Annotated in this window: 16 protein-coding genes; 6 read left to right on the top strand and 10 right to left on the bottom strand. The window is 72.2% G+C overall.

Annotated elements, in window-relative coordinates; all coding sequences use genetic code 11:
* Nucleotides 1-9 precede the first annotated feature (9 nt).
* Both OHT76_RS34735 and OHT76_RS34730 read right to left on the bottom strand, forming a co-directional pair.
* Nucleotides 10-1491, bottom strand: coding sequence for an AlkA N-terminal domain-containing protein (locus tag OHT76_RS34735; protein ID WP_328874821.1), 1482 nt, complete (start codon nt 1489-1491; stop codon nt 10-12).
* 49 nt (nt 1492-1540) lie between these two features.
* Nucleotides 1541-3457: a heavy metal translocating P-type ATPase gene (locus OHT76_RS34730; RefSeq protein WP_328874820.1), complete on the bottom strand. Its 1917-nt coding sequence runs from the start codon at nt 3455-3457 to the stop codon at nt 1541-1543.
* Between the two features lie 59 nt (nt 3458-3516).
* Between OHT76_RS34730 and OHT76_RS34725 the strand changes: the two genes are divergently transcribed.
* Nucleotides 3517-3873 carry an ArsR/SmtB family transcription factor gene (locus tag OHT76_RS34725; protein ID WP_328874819.1) on the top strand — a complete coding sequence of 119 codons (357 nt, stop codon included), beginning with the start codon at nt 3517-3519 and terminating at the stop codon, nt 3871-3873.
* A gap of 3 nt (nt 3874-3876) precedes the next feature.
* Here OHT76_RS34725 and OHT76_RS34720 read toward each other — a convergent pair whose 3' ends face one another.
* The 6 genes from OHT76_RS34720 to OHT76_RS34695 form a co-directional block, all read right to left on the bottom strand.
* Nucleotides 3877-5163 carry a hypothetical protein gene (locus OHT76_RS34720; protein ID WP_328874818.1) on the bottom strand — a complete coding sequence of 429 codons (1287 nt, stop codon included), beginning with the start codon at nt 5161-5163 and terminating at the stop codon, nt 3877-3879.
* Between the two features lie 81 nt (nt 5164-5244).
* Nucleotides 5245-6633: an MATE family efflux transporter gene (locus tag OHT76_RS34715; protein WP_328874817.1), complete on the bottom strand. Its 1389-nt coding sequence runs from the start codon at nt 6631-6633 to the stop codon at nt 5245-5247.
* Nucleotides 6634-6638: 5 nt separating this feature from the next.
* Nucleotides 6639-7667 (bottom strand): cysteine synthase family protein, encoded by a 1029-nt coding sequence (locus OHT76_RS34710; protein ID WP_328874816.1) that lies wholly within the window; start codon nt 7665-7667, stop codon nt 6639-6641.
* A 26-nt stretch (nt 7668-7693) separates the two neighbouring features.
* Nucleotides 7694-9034: an alanine racemase gene (locus OHT76_RS34705; RefSeq protein WP_328874815.1), complete on the bottom strand. Its 1341-nt coding sequence runs from the start codon at nt 9032-9034 to the stop codon at nt 7694-7696.
* A complete protein-coding gene (locus OHT76_RS34700) occupies nt 9025-10023 on the bottom strand; it encodes an ornithine cyclodeaminase family protein (protein ID WP_328874814.1) in 999 nt (332 codons plus the stop codon). Before OHT76_RS34700 ends, OHT76_RS34705 begins: the two co-directional genes overlap by 10 nt.
* Before the next feature lie 35 nt (nt 10024-10058).
* Nucleotides 10059-11048: a TauD/TfdA family dioxygenase gene (locus OHT76_RS34695; RefSeq protein WP_328874813.1), complete on the bottom strand. Its 990-nt coding sequence runs from the start codon at nt 11046-11048 to the stop codon at nt 10059-10061.
* A gap of 314 nt (nt 11049-11362) precedes the next feature.
* Here OHT76_RS34695 and OHT76_RS34690 point away from each other — a divergent pair, with 314 nt between their 5' ends.
* The 5 genes from OHT76_RS34690 to OHT76_RS34670 are packed head-to-tail and all read left to right on the top strand — an operon-like array spanning nt 11363 to nt 16984.
* Nucleotides 11363-12916, top strand: coding sequence for an ABC transporter substrate-binding protein (locus OHT76_RS34690; RefSeq protein ID WP_328874812.1), 1554 nt, complete (start codon nt 11363-11365; stop codon nt 12914-12916).
* Complete coding sequence (locus OHT76_RS34685) at nt 12901-13920, top strand: ABC transporter permease (protein ID WP_328874811.1); 1020 nt, start codon at nt 12901-12903, stop codon at nt 13918-13920. Before OHT76_RS34690 ends, OHT76_RS34685 begins: the two co-directional genes overlap by 16 nt.
* Nucleotides 13917-14765, top strand: coding sequence for an ABC transporter permease (locus tag OHT76_RS34680; protein ID WP_328874810.1), 849 nt, complete (start codon nt 13917-13919; stop codon nt 14763-14765). Before OHT76_RS34685 ends, OHT76_RS34680 begins: the two co-directional genes overlap by 4 nt.
* Entirely contained in the window at nt 14762-16525 is a 1764-nt protein-coding gene (locus OHT76_RS34675; protein WP_328874809.1) for an ABC transporter ATP-binding protein, read from the top strand. Before OHT76_RS34680 ends, OHT76_RS34675 begins: the two co-directional genes overlap by 4 nt.
* A 48-nt stretch (nt 16526-16573) precedes the next feature.
* Nucleotides 16574-16984, top strand: coding sequence for a VOC family protein (locus OHT76_RS34670; RefSeq protein ID WP_328874808.1), 411 nt, complete (start codon nt 16574-16576; stop codon nt 16982-16984).
* On the opposite strand, the gene OHT76_RS34665 is transcribed toward OHT76_RS34670, so the two are convergent.
* Both OHT76_RS34665 and OHT76_RS34660 read right to left on the bottom strand, forming a co-directional pair.
* A complete protein-coding gene (locus OHT76_RS34665) occupies nt 16981-18735 on the bottom strand; it encodes an ABC transporter permease subunit (RefSeq protein ID WP_328874807.1) in 1755 nt (584 codons plus the stop codon). The two genes, OHT76_RS34670 and OHT76_RS34665, sit on opposite strands and share 4 nt — an antisense overlap.
* A gap of 6 nt (nt 18736-18741) precedes the next feature.
* The gene (locus OHT76_RS34660; RefSeq protein ID WP_328874806.1) at nt 18742-20250 is read right to left on the bottom strand and encodes an ABC transporter substrate-binding protein; all 1509 of its coding nucleotides are present in this window, start codon (nt 20248-20250) and stop codon (nt 18742-18744) included.
* Nucleotides 20251-20265: the final 15 nt, after the last annotated feature.

The raw sequence follows: 20265 nt of genomic DNA, 5'->3' as shown, positions 1-20265 counted from the left end.
GGAACGTCCTTAGACCGGGAGGAAGTTGATCGGGTGGCTGTCGGTCGCCCACAGATACTGGACGGCGTACGCCCGCCAGGGCCGCCAGGCGGCGGCGCGGGCCGTGAGGGCGGCGGGAGTGGAGGGCAGGCCCAACTCCCCTGCCGCGCGGCGGATTCCGAGGTCCGTCGGGAGGAAGGCGTCCGGGTCGCCGAGGGCGCGCATGGTGATCACGTCGACCGTCCAGGGGCCGAAGCCGGGGAGGGCGAGGAGTCGGGAGCGGGCCTCGGCCCAGTCGCTCTCCACTCCCAAGTGGAGGCTGCCGTCGGCGAGTTGGCCGACGAGGTTGGTGAAGGTCGTACGGCGGGTGCGTGGCATCGCCAGTGACTGCGGGTCCACCGCCGCCAGTGCCTCGGGCGCCGGGAAGAGGTGGGTGAGGCCGCCCTCGGGGTCGTCGACCGGTTCGCCGTGTGCGGTGACCAGACGGGCCGCGTGGGTGCGGGCAGCGGCCGTGGAGACCTGCTGGCCGAGCACGGCCCGTACGGCGAACTCCGCCTCGTCGACCGTGCGCGGGACACGCCGGCCGGGGGCCTTGGCGACCAGCGGTGCGAGCAGCTCGTCCGTGCTGAGCTGCTCGTCGACGGCGACCGGATCGGCGTCCAGGTCGAGCATCCGACGGCAGCGGCTGATGGCGACGGTCAGGTCGCGCAGGTCGCTGAGGGTGAGGCGGCAGGCGATGTGGTCGGGCTTCGGGGTCAGGGACACGATGCCGTGGCCGTACGGCAGGCGCAGCGTGCGGCGGTAGGCGCCGTCCCGCCACTCCTCCACACCGGGTACGGCGGTCGCCGCGAGGTGGCCGAAGAGGTTGTCGGGGTTGAGGGGGGCGCGGAACGGCAGGCGGAGGGTGAGGACTCCCGGGGTGTGGCCCGGGGCCTTGCGGGGTGCGCGGGACCGTAGCTCGCTCGGCGCGAGTGCGAAGACCTCGCGCACGGTGTCGTTGAAGGTGCGGATGGAGGAGAAGCCGGCGGCGAAGGCGATCTCCGCCATCGGCAGCGGGGTCGTCTCGATCAACAAGCGGGCGGTTTGGGCGCGTTGGGCGCGGGCCAGCGCGAGCGGGCCCGCGCCCAGTTCGGCGAGGAGCTGGCGTTCGACCTGCCGGGTGCTGTAGCCGAGGCGGGCGGCGAGGCCGGGCACGCCCTCGCGGTCGACCACACCGTCGGCGATCAGCCGCATGGCGCGGGCCACGAGGTCGGCGCGCTGGTTCCACTCCGGGGAGCCCGGGCTGGCGTCCGGACGGCACCGCTTGCAGGCCCGGAAGCCGGCCTGCTGACAGGCGGCCGCGCTCGGGTGGAACACCATGTTCTCGGGCTTGGGCGCGACCACCGGACAGCTCGGCCGGCAGTAGATCCCCGTGGTCAGGACGGCTGTGTAGAACCATCCGTCGAAGCGCGCGTCCTTGGCCTGGACGGCCCGCACGCAGTGCTCGGTCTCGGTGTGCATCCCCTTCTGCATGCGTCCAGCATCGAGCACGCGCCGGGGGAAGGCTGGCGAGAATCCGACATCAACCTCGGCGGTCCTGGGACCATGCCGATTCACGCAGGAGCCGCAGTCCATTGAGCCCGACCAGCACGGTCGAGCCCTCGTGGCCCGCCACGCCGAGCGGCAGCGGAAGGTGTCCGATCAGGTCCCACAGCACGAGCCCGGTGATGAAGACGCCCGCGATGACCAGATTCTGCAGCACCAGCCGACGCGCGGCCCGGGACAGCCGTACCACCGCGGGGACGGTCGTCAGCTCGTCCCGCACGATCACCGCGTCCGCCGTCTCCAGGGCCAGGTCGGAGCCCGCGCGACCCATGGCGATGCCGGAGTGGGCGGCGGCGAGGGCGGGGGCGTCGTTGACGCCGTCACCGACGAAGAGCACCTTGCGGCCCTGGCCCTGGAGGGCGCGTACGGCGTCGACCTTGTCCTCGGGGAGGAGCCCCGCCCGGACGTCGGTCAGGCCGGTGGCCTCGGCGACTCGGGCGGCGGCGCCGGAGTTGTCGCCGGTGAGGAGGACGGGCGCGGAGCCGGTCAGGGCGGTGAGGGCGGCCGTGGTGGCGGGGGCCTCGGCGCGCAGGCGGTCGGTGAGGGTGAGGGTGCCGACCGGCTTGCCGTCCCGGCTCACCTGGACGACGGTGGCGTCGCTGTCGACGTCGGCGCGGCCCACGCTCACTTCGCGCCCCTCGACGGTGGCGGTGACGCCCTGACCCGGGGTGGCGGTGAAGTCCTCGGCGGGCGCGAGCGCGAGCCCGCGGGTACGGGCGGCGGCGACGATCGCGCGGGCCAGCGGGTGCTCGCTGGGGTGCTCGGCGGCCGCGGCCAGGGCGAGGAGGGCGTCCTCGTCGAGACCGGACTCCGGCAGCGGGCGTACGTCGGCCACCTCGGGAGCGCCTTCGGTGAGGGTGCCGGTCTTGTCGAGGGCCGCGGTGTCGATCTCGCCGAGGCGTTCCATGGCGACGGCCGACTTGACCAGGACGCCGTGGCGTCCGGCGTTGGCGATGGCGGACAGCAGGGGCGGCATGGTCGCGAGGACCACCGCGCAGGGCGAGGCGACGATCATGAAGGTCATGGCACGCAGCAGGGCGTCGGCCAGCTCGGCACCGAACGCCATCGGCACACCGAAGACCGCGAGGGTGGCGAGCACCATGCCGACGGCGTACCGCTGCTCGATCTTCTCGATGAACAGCTGCGTCGGCGCCTTGGTGCGGGACGCCTCCTCGACCAGGGTGACGATCCGGGCGATCACCGAGTCGGCGGGGTCGCGCTCGACGCGGACGCGCAGGGCGCCGGCGCCGTTGAGGGTGCCCGCGAAGACCTCGTCGCCGGGGCGCTTGACGACCGGGAGGGGCTCACCGGTGATGGTGGCTTCGTCGGCCTCGCTGGTGCCGTCCAGGACCTGCCCGTCGGCGCCGATGCGCTCGCCGGGGCGGATCAACAGCACATCGCCGACGGAGAGTTCGGCGGTCGGTACGGTCTCCTCGGCGGCGTCGGTGAGCCGGGTGGCGGTGGTGGGCGCGAGGTCGAGCAGGCCGCGCACGGAGTCGGCGGTGCGGGCGGTGGCCAGGGCCTCCAGGGCGCCGGAGGTGGCGAAGATGACGATCAGCAGGGCGCCGTCGAGGACCTGACCGATCGAGGCCGCGCCGAGGGCGGCGACGATCATCAGCAGATCGACGTCGAGGGTCTTCTCGCGCAGCGCCCGCAGCCCTTCGAGCGCGGGTTCCCAGCCGCCGGTGGCATACGCGACGGCGTACAGCGGGCCGTAGGCCCAGGCGGGCGCGCCGGTCAGGTCGAGGGCGAGGCCCAGCAGGAAGGCGACGGTCGCGGCGAGCGCCCAGCGGGCCTCGGGCAGCGCGAGGATGCGGGTGCGGCGGCGGGGGGCCGTCGGGGCGGGTGCGGGGGCATGGGCGGGGGCGAGTGTGGTGGACACGTGTGGCACCATACAGGAACACATGAAGACTCATTCATCTATTCATGTGTAGTGGTGAGTACGATACGCCCATGGGTCATGGAGCCGTCACCACCACCGCAGAAGAGCGCGTACGCCTGGACGCGGACAATGTCGCGAAGGTGGCGACCACCCTCCAGGCCCTGTCCACCCCCTCCCGCCTGCTGATCCTCGCGCGACTGCGCGAAGGCCCGCTGCCGGCCACCGAGTTGGCCGCCGAGGTGGGCATGGAGCAGTCCGCCTGCTCGCACCAACTGCGATTGCTGCGCAATCTGGGTCTGGTGGTGGGCGAGCGGCGCGGCCGGTCGGTGGTGTACGCGCTGCACGACCACCATGTCGCCGAACTCCTCGACCAGGCCGTCTATCACGTGGAGCATCTGCGGCTGGGGATCAGCGACGTGACCGAGTGAGGTCTACGCCGTCGTAGCCTCGTCCTCCGCCACGAAGTCGACGACCGCGAGCGCGAAGAGCAGGGCGAGGGCCAGGCCGACCACGACCCAGCCGGTCGGGTACGGCCACAGGACGAAGGCCAGGACCGCCGCGGCCACCAGCAGCCAGGAGATCCAGGTGCGGTGCCGGTGGACGAAGCGGCCCACCCGGCCGGTGCGCAGACCCGCCCGCTCGGCAGTCGAGCGGACGGCTCCGATGCCCGCGTGCCACATCTGCCGTACGAACCCGGCCCGGCGGCCGGGTCCGGTGAGCCAGGCGGCGAGGGCGACCACCACACCGAGGACGACCGCCACCCGCACGCTGGTGCGCAGGAAACGGACCAGGGTGTCGTACACCGACTCGGCGGCGGGCTGCGAGACGCCGGAGGGCAGGGCGTCGAGGTACACCGTGCGGAAGACGGTCAGGACGACGCCGAGCAGCCCTACGGCGAAGGCGAAGCCGAGCGCGCCCGCGACCAGCGCCTTGCGGCGGTGCGCGGCGAGCAGCACCCCACCCGCGATCAGCACGACCGAGATGACGGGGAGCCAGAATCCGATGAGCTGGAGCAGCCGGAACCCCGTCTGGGCCCGACCGATGTCCTCCGACTGAACGATCGTGATCTCGGTGTGGATCTCGGGGATCTTCCCGGCCACGGTCATGCCCTCGTCGACGAGACGCTCCTTGACCCGTTCGACGACCGGACCGAGGTCCAGGGTCACCGCGTCGTCCTCGACCTTCACGGCGCCGCCGCCTTCGCCGGTCAGTGCCTTCACGACGTTGTCATGGACCCGGCGGTTGGCCTCGGTCCAGATCCTGTCGAAGACGTCCGAGGCGACGACCGCCTGGGCCTTGTCGTGCACGAAGCTGGCGACCGCGTTCTCCAGCGAGGGGCCCAGTCTGCCGAGCGCCTTCTGCACCAGCGGCCGGTCCGCGGCCGGGGTCTCGGACAGCAGCGCGGTCAGGTCGAGGCGGCTCATCACGGCGTCGGTGACCCGGGTCGCGACGGCGTTCTGGATGTCCCGGTCCCGGGCGAGGGGTTCGACCGTGTCGACGTAGCGGTCGGTGTCCCCTGCGATGTCGGCGGTCCACGCGGCGACCGCGCCCAGCGGCGCCAGGATGCAGCCGAGGACGATGAGCACGGCGGCCAGCGCCGACCGGGCCCGGTGGTGTTTCGGCCGTTCGGTCCGCTCCGCCTCCAGGGCCGCGACGCGTGCCCGTAGCCGCGCCAGTTCCTCCTGCTCGGCGCCCGGGGGTTCCCCGTCACCCGCCATGCCGTGCTCCCTCCTGCTCCGCTGGAGCCAGCAGACCCCGCGGGCGGGAGGGAGGCGACCTCGGGCGGGCCGTCCGGGTGATCAGGCCGTCGCCGGCTCCTGTACGGCGCGCAGCGAGAGGGCCCGCTGATAGCGACGCAGCAGCAGGACCGCCGTCGCGGCGAGGCCGGTGAGCAGGCCGAGCCAGACCCCCACGGTGTCCCAGCCCGCGAGCTCACCGAAGAGCCAGGCCGCAGGCAGGCCGATCAGCCAGTAGCCGACGAGGGTGATCCGGAAGCCGCTCTTGGTGTCGTCGAGGCCGCGCAGCAGACCCACGCCGATGTTCTGGGCGCAGTCGAAGAACTGCAGGACCGCGGCGACGAGCAGCAGGTCCGTGGCGATGTGCTCGGCGCTGGACGACGCGTCCAGGAAGGGACGCAGCACCAGCTCGGGAACGGCCAGGTACACCACGCCGACCACCGCCATCACGGCGCCCGCGCACGCCAGCGCCGTGTTCTTGATGCGCTGCGCCGCGGCGACCCGGTCGAGGGCGAGTTCCCGGCTGACGTTGATGGAGGCGGCGTGGGACAGGCCCACGGCGATCTGGAAGACGATGTAGATCAGCTGGTTGACGGCGGTGTGGGCGGCCAGCGCGGCGCTGCCGAAGGTGCCGATGAGCAGGGCGACGACGGAGAAGAAGCCGGCCTCGGAGCCGTAGGTGGCGGCGATGGGCAGACCGAGGTTGGTCAGCCGGCGCAGGGTGGCCGGGCGGGTCTTCCAGATGCGGATGTCCATCAGGGGCGCGAGCTGGGGGTCGCGGCGCGCGGAGACGTACAGGGCCACGCAGGTCAGGACGTACACCGTGGTCGTCGCGATGCCGATGCCGGGCAGGCCCAGCTCCGGCAGTCCCCAAGTGCCGTGAATCAGGACCCAGTTGAGGCCCGCGTTGACGGCCACCGAGGCGATGGTGATCTGGAGCAGGGCCTGCGGGCGACGCATGCCGACGGTGAACTGGCGGATCGCCTGGAACCACAGACAGGGCACGAGGCCCGGGGCGAGCGCGAGCAGTACCGGCCACGCCGTGTCGACCACGTCGGGGTCCTGGCCGAGGAAGGCGACGGCCTGTCCGATCAGCAGGATGGCGAGGGCACCGACCACCCCGGAGAGGGTGGCCAGGGCCAGCGCGGCGCGGACCACGTCCCGTACCTCTTGCCGTGCCTCCTCGGTGAGTTCGGCGTCCTCGGCGTGCGCGGAGGCGGCGGAGACCTGGTTGCCGACGGCGGTGACCATGCCGACGCCCATGGTGCGCAGCTGGTTGAAGATGACCAGCGCCAGGCCGCCGCCCGCGAGGGCCTCGGTGCCCATCAGGCCCATCATCACCGTGTCGGTGGTGGTGAGGGCGACCTGGGCGAGCTGGGTCAGCGCGAGCGGCACGGCCAGGGCGGCCAGGGCACGGCTTTCGCGCAGCAGGGTGGTGAACGGTGTCGGCATCGGGCTCAGTTCTCGCGGAGTTTCGTCAGCAGTCCCTCGACCTCGCGTTCCACATCGGGGTCGAGGAGCGAGCGGGCTGTCATCCAGTCGTCGTTGAAGACGGTGTCCATGTACTTCTCCCCGCCGTCATTGACCAGGGCGACCATAGTCGTGCCCGGCGGGAGGGCGGACATGCGGGTCAGGGCCTCGTACACGACGCCGCCCGCGGAGCCGCCGATGAGCAGTCCGAGGCGGCGGGCGAGGGCGCGTGCGGTGGCGAACGCCTCGACGTCGCCGACCTTCACGCCCTCGTCCAGCAGGTCGTAGTCGACCATCGCACCGATGGTGGCGCCCTCGGGCGTGCCCGTGCCGGACTGGTAGTAGTCGTGCGCGGGCGGCCCGAAGGCGATGGACCCCTTGGGTTCGACGCCGACGATCCGCACCCCCGGCACGCTCTTGCGCAGCTCCCCGCCGCACCCGAAGAGCCCGCCGCCGGTCCCGACGGCACCTATCAATATGTCGATACGGCCGTCCAGGGCGGCGTCGAGTTCATGCGCCACCGGACGGTAACCGTCGCCGTTGGCCGGGTTGTTGTGCTGCTCGGTGAAGTAGGCGTTGTCGCTCTCGGCGGCCAGCTTCTCGGCGAACTCCTCGCGGGCCGCGGTGGCCAGTTCCTGGTCGCCCTCGTCGGCGATGTAGACGAGTTCGGCGCCGAGGGCCTTCATGCCACGGAGTTTGTCGGCGGCGGCGTGATGGTCGACGACCGCGGTGAAGGTGTAGCCGCGTTCGGCGGCGACGACGGCGAGGCCGAGTCCGGTGTTGCCGGAGGTGGACTCGACGATCCGGCCGCCGGGGCGCAGCAGCCCGCGCTCCTCGGCGTCCAGGACCATCTGGCGGGCCATGCGGATCTTCGCGGTGCCGGTCGGGTTGAACTGCTCCAGTTTCAGCAGCAGTCGGCTGCCGGTGGCCGTGCGGCACAGCTCGAACAGCGGGGTGTAACCGATCAGGTCGGAGACCCGGCTGACGACGGCGGGACGCGTGAGCGCCTTGTCCATCGGATGACTCCTGGGTTGGGGACGAATCAGTGGTTGCGGTCCAGGCGCCAGTTCGCGGCGCCGCATCCGACGGGGTCGAGGACGACCTTCGGGGGGAGCGGGAGCTCGTGGAAGGGCGACTCGTTGGAGTCCATCTGGTATCCGGCGGTGTTGGGGTAGACGAGCAGATCGCCGGGGGCGGGCCGGGCGGGCAGGGCGACCTTGCGCCAGGTGACCATGTCGGACTCCAGACAGGTGGCCCCGCCGACGCAGGCCGCGTACGGCTCGCCCGGCGCGCCGCGGGAGAGCAGCACCGGATCGGGCAGGTACTCGCTGGCGAACCACTGCTCGGACAGGCTCAGGCTGCTGCCGTCCACGGTGACGATGCCGTAGCCGTCCCGGTCCTTGACGCCCTGGACGCGGAAGACGGTGCAGCCTGCCTGGTCCAGCAGCGCCCGGCCGGGTTCGAGGAGCAGCCGTACCTCCGTCTCGCGCAGCCGCCCGGCGAGCCCGTGCGCGGCGAGGACGGCACGCAGGGCGTCGGCGCCCGCGATGGGCGAGTGGTACGGGTAGAAGTCGGCCGCCGTGAACGACTTGCCCGCGTGGTAGTGCTCGGGGCGCTGGTCGCGCAGGAAGCGTTCCCAGTGGGCGGCGTCGGTGTAGTCGACGGCGAAGCCACCGCCGATGCTGATCCGGTCGGCCCGCAGGCCGAGTTTGCGGGCTGTCAGGCACAAGTCGACGAGCTGGACGGCCAGTTCGGCACGCAGCTGCGGGTCGTATCCGGACAGATGGAAGGAGAAGCCCTCCATGTCGAGGGAGTCGCCCGCCTCCTGACATTGAATCAGGGCAGCCTCGACCTCCGCCCCGTCGAGTCCGAACCGGCTGTGCGGCTGGGCGGGCGACAGCCGCCTGAGCAGGACCCGGGCCTGGCGCCGCACGGCCCGTGCCTCGGTGATGATTCGGTCGAGTTCGTCGAGGGCGTCGACGGCGATGAGGCAGCCTTGGAGGACGGCGACGCGCAGCAGGTGGTCGGCCTTGGCGGGCCCGGTGACCACGATGTGCTCGCCGCGCACCCCGTGCCCGAGGGCGTCGCGCAGCTCACCGGCGCTGGCCACGTCGACACCCGTACCGGACACGGCACAGCGTTCGATCCATACGGCGGCCTTGTTGGCCTTCTTGGCGTAATACACCTGGCCCTCGACGCCCGCCTCGGCGAGCGCCGCACGGAAGGCGGCCGTGTTGGTGTCGAAGCGGTCCGGCAGGAGCAGGTGGAAGGGGCCACCGAGCGCGTGCGACAGCTCGTACGGCAGCCCGCCGGCCAGGACCGCGTCCAGGTGTGGATCGTGGTGGGCGGGCAGCGGCGGGGCCGCCACGTGGGTCACTGCCACAGCGGCACCCGCGTTCCCAGCCCCTGCTCGATGGCGAGTTGGGCGAAACGGTGGCCGAGCGCGATGTCGGTGACGACAAGTCCGCTGTTGTAGGCGAAGATCCGCTCCTCGGCCGACTGCCGTCCACGCGCCCGGCCCGCGAGCACCTCGGGGAACTCGGCGTCCACGGCGGGGAAGTTGCCGTCGGCGTCCGCCATGTCGGTGCCGGTGACCTTCATCTGCGCCTCGCTGGTGGCGATGACCCGGTCCGCCCGGTGCAGGGTGGAGGGGGCGATGCCATGGCCGACCAGGATCGAGACGGCGCCCGGCTTCAGATCGTCGGACTCCACGGCGGCCGGGGTGTGGTTGCCCGCGGTGGCGACCACCACATCGGCCTCGGCCGCTGCGGCCCGTACGTCCTCGACGACCTCCAACTCCCGCTCGGGGAAGTAGTGGTGGAGCCGCTCGCGTACCGCGGCCAGACCCTCGGGGTGAGTGCCGTACACCATGAGGCGGTCGAGGTCGGGCAGGGTGGTGAGCAGGAAGGGCAGGGCGAGGCGGCCCTGGGTGCCGGTGCCGATGACGAGGGCGGTGCGGCTGCCGGGGGCGGCGCACTCGCGGGCGAGCAGCGCGGAGACGGCCGGGGTGCGCAGCGAGCCGACGCGCCCGCAGTCCATCAGCGCGACCGGCAGTCCGGTGGTGTCGTCGTAGAGGCTCAAGGTCGTATAGTAGTGCTGCTGGTCACGGCCCTTGTCCAGGCCGTGCTTGTACGACGTCTTGACCGCGACGACGCCCCGGACGCCGTCCCGGCCGAGCATGGCGTAGGAGACGGAGTGGCCGTCCTCGGGCTTGACGGTGAGTTTGCGCGGGTTCGCGGACTGGCCGTCGGCGAGGGTGCGGTAGGCCTGTTCGACCACGTCGACCACGTCGGTGAGGGTGATGTCGATGCCCGCGAGGTCGCTGGTGCTCAGAATGCGCAGGGCCTTGTCGTCGGCGGGTGTGCCGGTCACTGCTGGTCCCTTCGTAGGGGGAACGGTCGGGGTGATCAGACGTCGGCCACGAGGGCGGCCTGCCCGTAGCCGTGCTCGTCCGCCTCGGCCGGCGGGCGGCTGCGGCGGCCGGGGACGCGGACCGAGGCGCGCTTGAGCCAGCGGTCGGTGCCGTCGTAGCGGGCCTTGAACGGGACCCGGCCGTGGACGACCAGGTCGTTGTCGACGACCAGCACGTCACCGGGGTCCAGGCTGACGGCGACGGAGACGCGCTCCAGTTCGGCGGTCAGGCGGTCATAGGCGGCGCGGTAGTCGGCGGGCGCCTCGTCGAGGGGGGTGTAGGCGGGGTCGTAGCGCAGGGTGGGGCCGTCGGCGGACTCCCACAGAGCGGGGATCCTCGGCGGCGGGCCGGAATAGCCCTGGGCCTCGGCGTAGGCGTCGTCCGGGAGGATCGGGAGCACCGGGCGCGAGAGCAGTGCGAGATCGGCCGGGTCCAGGCGGACTTGGCGGATGCTCGCGGCGGTGGTGGCGACGGCGTCGTGGTTGCGCAGACAGCCGAGCATCAGCAGATGGGCGCGGCCGGGGTGGAAGGCGTCCTCGGTGTGCGGGCTGAGCAGGACCGTGCTGCTGGCGCCGGTCTGCGCCTGCTCATGGCCGGGCGAGGGCACGATGTTGTGGACGAACCGGCCGTCCTGCTGGCCCTCCCAGGCGATCGGCCGGCCCATCAGGGTGGCGAGGAGCAGCAGTCGTACGTCCCATTCGGCGGCGCTGTCGCCCGCGGTGGCCCAACTGGCGGGCGTGGGGCCGATCTCGGTGTCGTCGACGGGAAGTCCGCGAAGGACGAAGAGTCCGGCGTCGGTGTCTACGGGGCGACAGGCGTGGTGAATCGTTTCGTCAAGATTCTTCGCGGCCTGGGCCACGTCTTTGAGGAGTTCGGGCCGATCGGCCGAACCACCGTGGTCGGCAAGGATTTTCCGGGCGGCGTCGGTCAGCTCGTCCACGGCGTGCGCGGCGAGCTGCCGCAGGGGTGCGGCTCCCATGGGCATGGGTGAGTCGTCCGTTCGAGGAGGCGGGTGCGGGGGGACGTGGTGCGCGGTCTCGGAACGCCTGCCTGTGAGTCTGCTGTGCGCAGCGGCGGCCTGAAACGTATACCAATCCGAGTTAGGTAAGGCAACCCTAACTAGGCCCCAGTGCTCCCTTTGGGCCCCACCCACGCCTTCCGTGCCAATCCGTGCACCCGTGCGCCGGGTTGACGCCCCCGGCGCGAGGTAACGAGCGCGTCTCACAGGTTGCGTTAAGGATCTTCTTAGGGTAGGCACACCTAAGCAAAATGCATCACTCCAGCGGAACGAGGTCGAAAGTGAACCTGAACAGGCGCCAAGTGCTGTGGGCCGGTGGCGGAATAGCGGCGTCCGCGCTGCTCGCCGCATGCGGCGGCGACGACGAGACCTCGTCCAACTCCCCCGCCAAGGGCTCCGAGAAGCCCCGGCGCGGCGGCACCCTGCGGGTCGGCGCCCTGGGCCGCGCCTCGGCCATCACCCGCGACCCGCACGGCTCGCAGGCCAACGAGAGCGACTACCTGATCATCTCGCTCGTGTACGACACGCTCACGGTGCCGGGCACCAAGCCCAACACCGAGCCGCGGCTCGCGGCGAGCTGGCAGCCCTCGGCCGACCTCAAGACCTGGAAGTTCACACTCGCCAAGGGTGCGAAGTTCCACGACGGCTCCCCGGTCACCGCCGAGGATGTCGTCTGGTCGCTGAAGCGGCTGCGCAACACCCCGGCCGGCGCCTCCCGCCTGCCCGGCATCAAGCCCGAGAACATCAAGGCCGAGGGCGACGACACCGTCGTACTCGTGTCGGACTACGCCAATGCCGAACTGCCGCTGCTGACCCGTCTGACGACCTTCGTGTTGAAGAAGGACACCTCGGACAAGGAGCTGGACAAGGCGCCCGGCACCGGCCCGTTCAAGCTGGACTGGTTCCGCTCCGGCAACGCGCGCCTGGTGCGCAACGAGGACTGGTACGGCGGGGAGGTCCTCCTCGACGCGATCGAGGTGAAGATCTTCGAGAGCCCGCAGGCGATGGCCAACGCGCTCCTCGCCGGGCAGATCGACGTCGCCTCCAACGTCGGCGCGGTGGCGGCCCGTACGGCCGAGAAGCGCGAGGACATCCAGATCGTCCGGCGCCCCAACGACATGGCGATGCCGATCGTGATGCGCACCGCCGACGGTCCGTTCGCGGACGCGAAGGTGCGTGAGGCGCTGCGGCTGGCCGTGGACCGCGAGGCGATGGTCAAGCAGGTGCTGTCCGGCTACGGCACCGTCGCCAACGACATCCTCGGCACCGGCGACCCCGCCTTCGCCAAGGACATCCCGCAGCGCACCCGCGATCTCGCCAAGGCCAAGTCACTGCTCGCCGAGGCCAAGTTCGATGTGTCGAAGACGTACGAGCTGCTGACCACCGAGGACATCCCGGGCCTCGCCGAGGCGGCCACCCTGTTCGCCTCCCAGGTCCGCGAGGCCGGGGTCAAGGTGAAGGTCGTCAAGCAGGAGTCGGCGACCTTCTGGGAGAAGACCTGGCTCAAGGGCGACCTGTACACCACGTACTGGGGCACCAACGACTCCGTGGTGTTCTTCGCCAGCAAGACGATGGTGTCCGACTCCGGCCAGAACGAGGCCGGCTGGAAGAACACCGAGTTCGACGACACGTACCGCAAGGCCATGGCGACCAAGGACGCGGCGGCGCGCGCGAAGGTGCTGGGCGAGCTCCAGCAGATCGAGTACGACGAGTCCGGCTACCTGCTGTGGGGCATGGCCGACGGTATCGACCTCGCCGGTGCCGCCGTGCGCGACCTGCCCGTGCTGCCCGGTTACGGACGCGTCCAGCTTGAGAGCGCATGGCTGGCTCGCTGATTCCGGCGACACGGCCCGAACCGGCCGGGGACTCTTTGAAGCGTCCCCGGCCGGTTCCGGCGGTTGCGCGGGCCGCGCTCCGGCTCGCCGGGGTGCTCGCGCGGCGGGCGCTGTTGCTGGCGGTGCTGCTGGCGTTCGTGTTCGCCGCGGTCGAGTTGCTGCCCGGTGACGCGGCCAACGCCACCTCCGAACGCGGGGAGAGCGCGGCCGACATCGCCGAGCGGCGGCAGCTGCTGGGCCTGGACCGGCCGGTGCTGGAGCGGTTCTGGGAGTGGATGACCGGGCTGCCGACCGGGGACCTCGGTACGTCCGCCCGCGGCGAGTCCGTCGCCGACCTGCTCTCCCGACCGTTCCCCAACACGCTGCTGCTCGGCGGTCTTGCGCTGCTGCTCACCCTGGTGGCCTCCGTCGCGCTCGGCTGCTGGGCCGCCGCCAAGCCCGGGGGGATGGTGGACCGTTCGGTGTCGGCGAGTGCCACCGGAGTGCTCGCGCTGCCCGAGTTCGTGGTCGCGGTGGCGCTGGTGCTGGTCTTCGCCCTGTGGACGGACTGGCTGCCCGCCGTCACCCTCACCGACGCCGACGGCTCCCCCGCCTCCTGGGAAATGCTCGTCCTGCCCGTGCTCGCCCTCGCCATCCCGCAGATCGGCTGGAACACCCGGATCGTGCGGGCGGCGCTCGACGACGAGGTCAAGGCGCCGCACATCGAGACCGCGGTGCTGGACGGGCTGCCCCGGCACCGGATCTTCACCCACCATCTGCTGCCCGGGGCGCTGCCGACGATCGCGGCGGGGCTCGCCACCTCGACCGGGATGCTGCTGGGGGGTGCCGTCGTGGTGGAGACCATCTTCAACTATCCGGGTATCGGCGCCGTGTTGGCGGGCGCCGTGGCTGATCGGGACAGTCCGCTCATCGCGGGGGTGGTGGCGGTGACGGGTGTGGTGATCACGGGGGTGCTGCTGCTTGCGGACCTTGTACGGGCGTGGGCTTCGGGAGGCCGGACATGACCGCCGTAACTCTGAAGTCGGCGCCGCTCGGCGTGCGTTCGCGTCGAGGCACCGTGCTGCGCGTGCTGCCCGCCCTGCTGCTCACCGCGCTCGCGCTCGCTGGGCCGTGGCTTGCGCCCGAGGCGATCGACGCGCCGGTGACCGCGCCGTACGCGGAGCCGGGCGGCGATGCCCCGCTCGGTGGTGACCAGTTGGGGCGCGATGTGCTGAGCCGGGTGCTCGCCGGAGGGCGCGAACTCGTCGTCACCTCGCTGCTTGTGGCGCTGCTCGTCACCGTCACGGCCGCGCTGCTCGGCGCGGTGAGCGCGCTGCGGCCCGCTGTCGGCCGGTTCGTCGAACGCGCCGCCGATGTGCTGATGCTGCTGCCGGCCGTGCTCGGCATCCTGCTGGTCACCCTGTCCTGGCCGGACGGCGGACGACTCGCCGTCGTCACCGTCTCGGTCGTGCTCGGCGTGCCCTACGCCGTCCGGCTGGTCGCGGGCGCCGCCGCGCCGGTGGCCGCCTCTGGGTATGTGGAGGCGGCGGCCGTGGGCGGGGAACGGCTCGGCTACCTCGTCGTACGGGAGGTGCTGCCGAATCTGCGGGCGACGCTGCTCGCGCTGTTCGGGCTGCGGTTCGTGGCCGCCGTATATCTGGTCGCCACCGCCGGTTTCCTGCAGGTCGGGCCCCAACCGCCCGCCGCCGACTGGGCGTTGATGATCCGGGAGAACTCGGGCGGCATCCTGCTCAACCCCTGGGGCGTGCTCGCGCCGAGCATCGGCATCGGGCTGCTCGCCATGAGCGTCAACCTGGCGGCCGCCGCCCTCGTCCCCGCGACCGGCCGGAAGGCGGTACCCGCACTGTGAACCACATGCCCGACTGGTATCCGGAGGGTCAGGCCGCGGACGGTGAGCAGGCGGTCCGGGTCTCCGGCCTGACCGTGTCCGCCCCCGACGGGCGGCTCCTGCTGGACGGCGCGGACCTGGAGATCCGCCCCGGCCGAGTCACCGCCGTGACCGGACCCTCCGGCTGCGGCAAGACCACCCTGCTGCGCGCCATCACCGGCACCCTGCCACCCGGCGCCCACCGCACGGACGGCACCGTCACCGTCCTCGGCCAGGACCCCTTCACCCTGTCCGCCCCGGAACTGCGCGCCCTGCGCCGCCACCGCCTCGCCTACGTCGGCCAGGACCCGGCCTCCGCGCTGAACCCGCGGATGAAGGTGCGGCGGCTGCTCGCCGAGGTGGCCGTGGACCGGAGCAGGGAGGCGATCGGGGCGCTGCTGGCGGAGGTGCGGCTGCCGGTCGAGGGCGGGGCGGCGAAGGTGCGTCCTGCGACCGAGGCCGGGTCGGTGGAGCCGCGCTTCGACCGGCTGTTGGGCGACCGCGGCGCCTCGGAGCAACGCCTCGCCGGTCTCTCCGGCGGCAGCCCCTCGGAGCAACGCCTCGCCGGTCTCTCCGGCGGCAGCCCCTCGGAGCAACGCCTCGCCGGTCTCTCCGGCGGCGCCCTCGCGGAGCGGCGCATCGGTGGTCTCTCGGGCGGCCAGCAGCGCCGGGTGGCGCTCGCCCGGGCGCTGGCCCGCCGTCCCGCCGTGCTGCTCCTGGACGAACCCACCGCCGGCCTCGACCCGGCGCTGCGCGACGAGATCGCGGACCTGCTCCGCCACCTCGCCGAGAACCACCGCCTCGCCGTCGCCCTGGCCTGCCACGACCCCGAGCTGGTGGAACGGCTCGCGGACGACGTGGTGGACCTGAGCGGGGCTCGGGCGGCGTCTACGGCCCGGCGCGACCCGGCACTGGTCGACCGGCCCACCGACGACGTCGGGGACCTGACCGGGGCTCACCCCGCGCCCGACGGCCCCCCGCCCACGCTCACCGTGTCAGGCCTGCACGCCGCGTACGCCCACCGTGGCCGCCGTACCCCCGTGTTGCACGGGGTCGATCTCGCCCTCGCCGCGGCGAGCAGCCTCGGGGTGGTCGGGGCGTCCGGTTCCGGTAAGACGACGCTGCTGCGCACCCTGGTGGGGCTGCATCGGCCGACCGAGGGCACCGTGAGCCTGGACGGCACGCGGCTGCGTCCCTCCGCGCACGGGCGCTCGCGGGAGCAGCGGCGCCGTCTGCAACTGGTGCCGCAGGATCCGCTGGGCACGCTCAACCCGAGCCGCACGATCGGGGCCACGCTGCGCCGTCCGCTGCTGCTGCACCGCCGGGTGAGCAAGGCCGAGGCGCCAGAGCGGGTGCTGGAGCTCCTGGAGAGCGTGGGTCTGCCCGCCGCCTTCGCCGACCGTTATCCGCATGAGCTGTCCGGCGGACAGCGTCAACGCGCCTCGATCGCGAGGGCGTTGGCGGTCGACCCCGATGTGCTGATCTGCGACGAGGTCACCTCCGCGCTCGACGGGGACACAGCCGAGGCCGTGATGGACCTCCTGGCGGATCTGCGTGAACGCCGCGGGCTGGCCCTCGTGCTGGTCAGCCACGACCTGCGTCTCGTCGCCGACCGAACGGACAACCTCCTGGTCCTGGCGGAGGGTCACGTCGTCGAATCCGGGCCGACGGTACGGCTGTTCACCGAGCCGTCGCATCCGGTCACGGCGGCGCTGGCCACGGGGGTGGTGCTGGGCGGCTAGGGCCTGAGTCAAGGTCCGGCTCTTTTGATCTTGTGGCAAGATCGCGGGATGCTACGACTAACCGACTTCATCATCGATTGCCCGGACACGATGAAGCTGGCGGCCTTCTACTCCGAGGTGATGGGGCTCCCGGTCAAGGAGGGCAGTAACGAGCACTGGGCGGGTATCCAGTTCGGCGAGCTCGAACTGGCCTTCATCCAGGTGGAGGACTACCGCGCCCCGCAGTGGCCCGACAGCGAGCACCCCAAGCAGTTCCACCTCGACTTCGAAGTCGACGACATCGAGGCCGAACAGCGCCGCGTCCTGGACCTCGGCGCGACCCTGCAGCGGGACTGCATCGGCCCCGACGGCTACGGCTTCCGCGTCTACACCGACCCCATCGGCCACCCCTTCTGCCTCTGCCGCAACAAGGGTGTCATCTGGACCGATCAGGGCCCCATCTGGCCCGAGCGCGACTAGTAGGAGCGTCGGGCCCTGCCCGGTCCCGACGCCGTGGCCGACACCGCGAGCACGGAGAGCAGGACCAGCGCTCCGGCAGGGGCCAGGACCGTCCAGGGCGCGAGTTCGACGTACGGCTGGTTCTCCGAGAGCAGGCGGCCCCACTCCGGTGTGGGCGGCTGTTCGCCGAGGCCGAGGAAGCCGAGCGAGGCGAGCACGAGGACGGTGGTGGGCAGCCGTAGCAGCGCGTTGCGCAGGACGGCGGGGAGGACGGCCGGCAGATAGTGGTGGCGCAGCAGGTATCCCGGACCCGCGCCGAACGAGAGCGACGCGATCATGTGGCCGCTCGCCCGTTCCTGTTCGAGCAGGGCGGCGGTCTGGGCGGCGTACGGCGTCCAGCCGACCAGGCACACCGCGAGCGCTACACCCCAGACCGACGGGCCGGTCACCGCCGTGGTGAGCAGACCGGCGAGGACGGCGGGGAGCGTCGAGGCCACTTCGGTCAGGCCCGCGCTCACCCGTGCCGCGATGCCGAGCAGCAGTCCGACGAGGACGCTGACCGCGGTCACCGCGAGGGCGAGTCCGGCCGTGCGCAGGGCGCCGTGGCCGAGCCGGGCGAGCAGATCGCGGCCGAGTGAGTCGGTGCCCAACGGGTGGGCGGCGGACGGCGCGAGCAACCGGGCCGCCGTATCTACCTGCAGAGGGTCACGCAGCAGCCCGGCGCCGATCAGGCCGAGCAGGGCGAGGGCGCAGAACGCGGCGATCCAGCGGGTGGCGCGGCGGGGTGCGAGGGCGGGTGGGTGCAGGGCGGGCAGGGCGCCGTCGCGCAGGGCGGGACCGAGCAGCGCCCGGCGCAGGGCCTGGATCAGGATGCCCGCGACGACGCCGAGCAGGACGAGGACCAGGGTCGCCGTCTGGAGCGGCGGGAGGTCCTGGGCGAGCGCCGCGTCGAGCGCGAGGCGGCCGAGGCCCGGGATGTTGAAGATCTTCTCGACCGCGACCGCGCCGCCGACCAAAGCAACGACGGTCGGCAGGAGTTGCGGGAGCACTCCGGACATCGCCCGGCGCAGCGCGTGCCGGGCGATCCGGCCGGGCGCGTGGCCGTAGGCGTACCAGGTCCGGGCCCAGGGTTCGTTGAACGCGGCGGGCAGCGCCTGTTCGAGCAGTCCGCCGATCATCGCCCCCGAGGGCACGCCGAGCGCGAGCGAGGGCAGCACCATCGAGGCCGGACCCTCCCACCCGCTGGACGGGAACCAGCCGAGCCACACCCCGCACACGGTGGCGAGCAGCGAGGCGAGCAGGAACTTGGGCAGGGCGGCGAGTACGGCGGCACCGGTGCCGGAGCGCCGGCGTCGCAGCCGGCGCCGGGATCCGAGGTACAGCGTGCGGGCGCTGAGCAGCGCGGCCACGGCGACCGTGACCGCCAAGGCCCCGAGCATCAGCGTGACGGACACCGCGAAAGCGGCCGTCACCTGAGGCTGCACGGCCTCCCCCGACACCCAGGACGTACCCGCGTCACCGCGCGGCAGTCCCCCGAGCCAGTGCACGAGATGCGCCAACGGCCCCTCGTCGAGCCCGAGTTGCTCCCGTACGGCGGCCAACTGGGCGGCGGTCGGATCCTGGTCGGCGGAACGCGCCCGCAGGACCGTCAGCGCGGGGTCGGTCCCGGACAGCCAGGGGAGCAGGGACACGGCCGCGAGCAGCGCGGTTCCGGCGGCGATGCGGCCGGCGGCCGTCCGCCACGGGGACGGACGGCCGTGAGTGGCAGTCATCCGCGGTTACTTCAGGTGGGTGTCGAGGTCGATCAGGGAGCGCTCACGGGGGTCGAGGAGCACGCCCTCGACATCGGTGGCGATGCCCTGCACCACCTTCTCGTGGACCAGGGGCACCACGGCGTCGGTGCGCAGGATCTCCGCCTCGGCCGCCATGATCTTGCGCTGCCGCTGCTCGGTGTCGCCCTCCGCGGCGGCGGACTTGATGGCCTTGTCGACCGCGGAGTCCTTCAGACCGGCGATGTTGTAGACGCCCTCGCTGGTGTAGTCGCTGGCGAGGTAGGCGACCGCGTCACCGGTGTCGAGGAGCGTCACCCGGGAGAAGACGAGCGCGTCGTACTTGCCCGCGAGAAGGTCGGCCTCCATCTGCGTGTACTCGCGCACGTCCTGCTTCACCGTGAACCCGGCCTTCTCCAGCTGCTGTTGCAGCACGCTGGCGGCCTCGGGGAGTTCGGCGCGGTTGGTGTAGGTGGCCAGGCGCAAGGTCTTGCCCTTGGCCTTGGACTTCACCTGGGCGGAGGTCGCGGCCTCGGCGCGCCCGGTCACCTCGACGCGCTGGTCGGCCGCCCAGGAGACGGCGGGCCCGAACAGGCCCTCGGCCGGGTCGGCGTACCCGCCGAAGACGGAGTCGACGAGGGCGGAGCCGTCGACGGCCTCGCGGGCGGCGGCGCGCAGGGACGCGTCGGTGAAGATGCCGCTGCCGGTGTTGAGTACGAGACTGTCGGTCCGTACGGAAGGCACCTCGTGGCGGGTCTTCGCGTCCAGCAGCTTCGCCTGGGCGGTGGGGATCCACTCGGCGATGTCGACGTCGCCGCCGCGCAGGGCGTTGGCGCGGGCGGTGCCGTCGGCGATCCAGGTGACGTCGATGCCGGACGCCTTGGCCTTGCCGCCCCAGTAGCCGTCGTAGCGGTCGAGGGCGGCCTTGGTCTTGCCGGTGAGCTTCGTGATCTCGAAGGGGCCGGTACCGGTGCCGACCGGGCTGACGGTGCCGTCCTTGGCGTAGGCCTTCGCGGAGAGGATGCCGAGGGCGGGGCTGGCGAGGCGCAGCGGGAGCACGGGGTCGGCCGTCTCGGTGGTGAGGGTGACGGTGTCGGCGTCCTCGGCCTTGGCGGTCAGCGTCACATCGCTGAGGACGCGGGGCTTGGTCTCGGCGGCGTTGGCGTGGTCGAGCGCGGTGACGACCGCCTCGGCGGTGACATCGGTGCCGTCCTGGAAGGTGGCCTTGCGGAGCTCGAACGTCCAGGTGGTGTCGTTCTTCTGGGTCCAGGACTCGGCGAGGGCGGGGGCGGCGGAGCCGTTCTCGTCCAGCGCGGTGAGGCCTTCGGCCACGGAGAGCTTGCTCAGGACGGTCGCGTCATTGCTGTACGGCGACAGGGCCTGCACCGGCGGTACGGCGAGCGCGACCCGCAGCCGGCCGCCCGACTCCCCCGCAGCGTTCTCGGTCGAGGCGAAACAGCCGGCCAGCAGGGGGGTGAGGGCGAGCGTCGCGAGGAGCCCTCGGGAAGTGGTGCGCATCTGGGTCCTGTCGTG

The sequence above is a fragment of the Streptomyces sp. NBC_00287 genome, from assembly GCF_036173105.1.
Lineage (GTDB): Bacteria > Actinomycetota > Actinomycetes > Streptomycetales > Streptomycetaceae > Streptomyces.
This window is presented reverse-complemented; position numbering and strand designations above follow the sequence as displayed.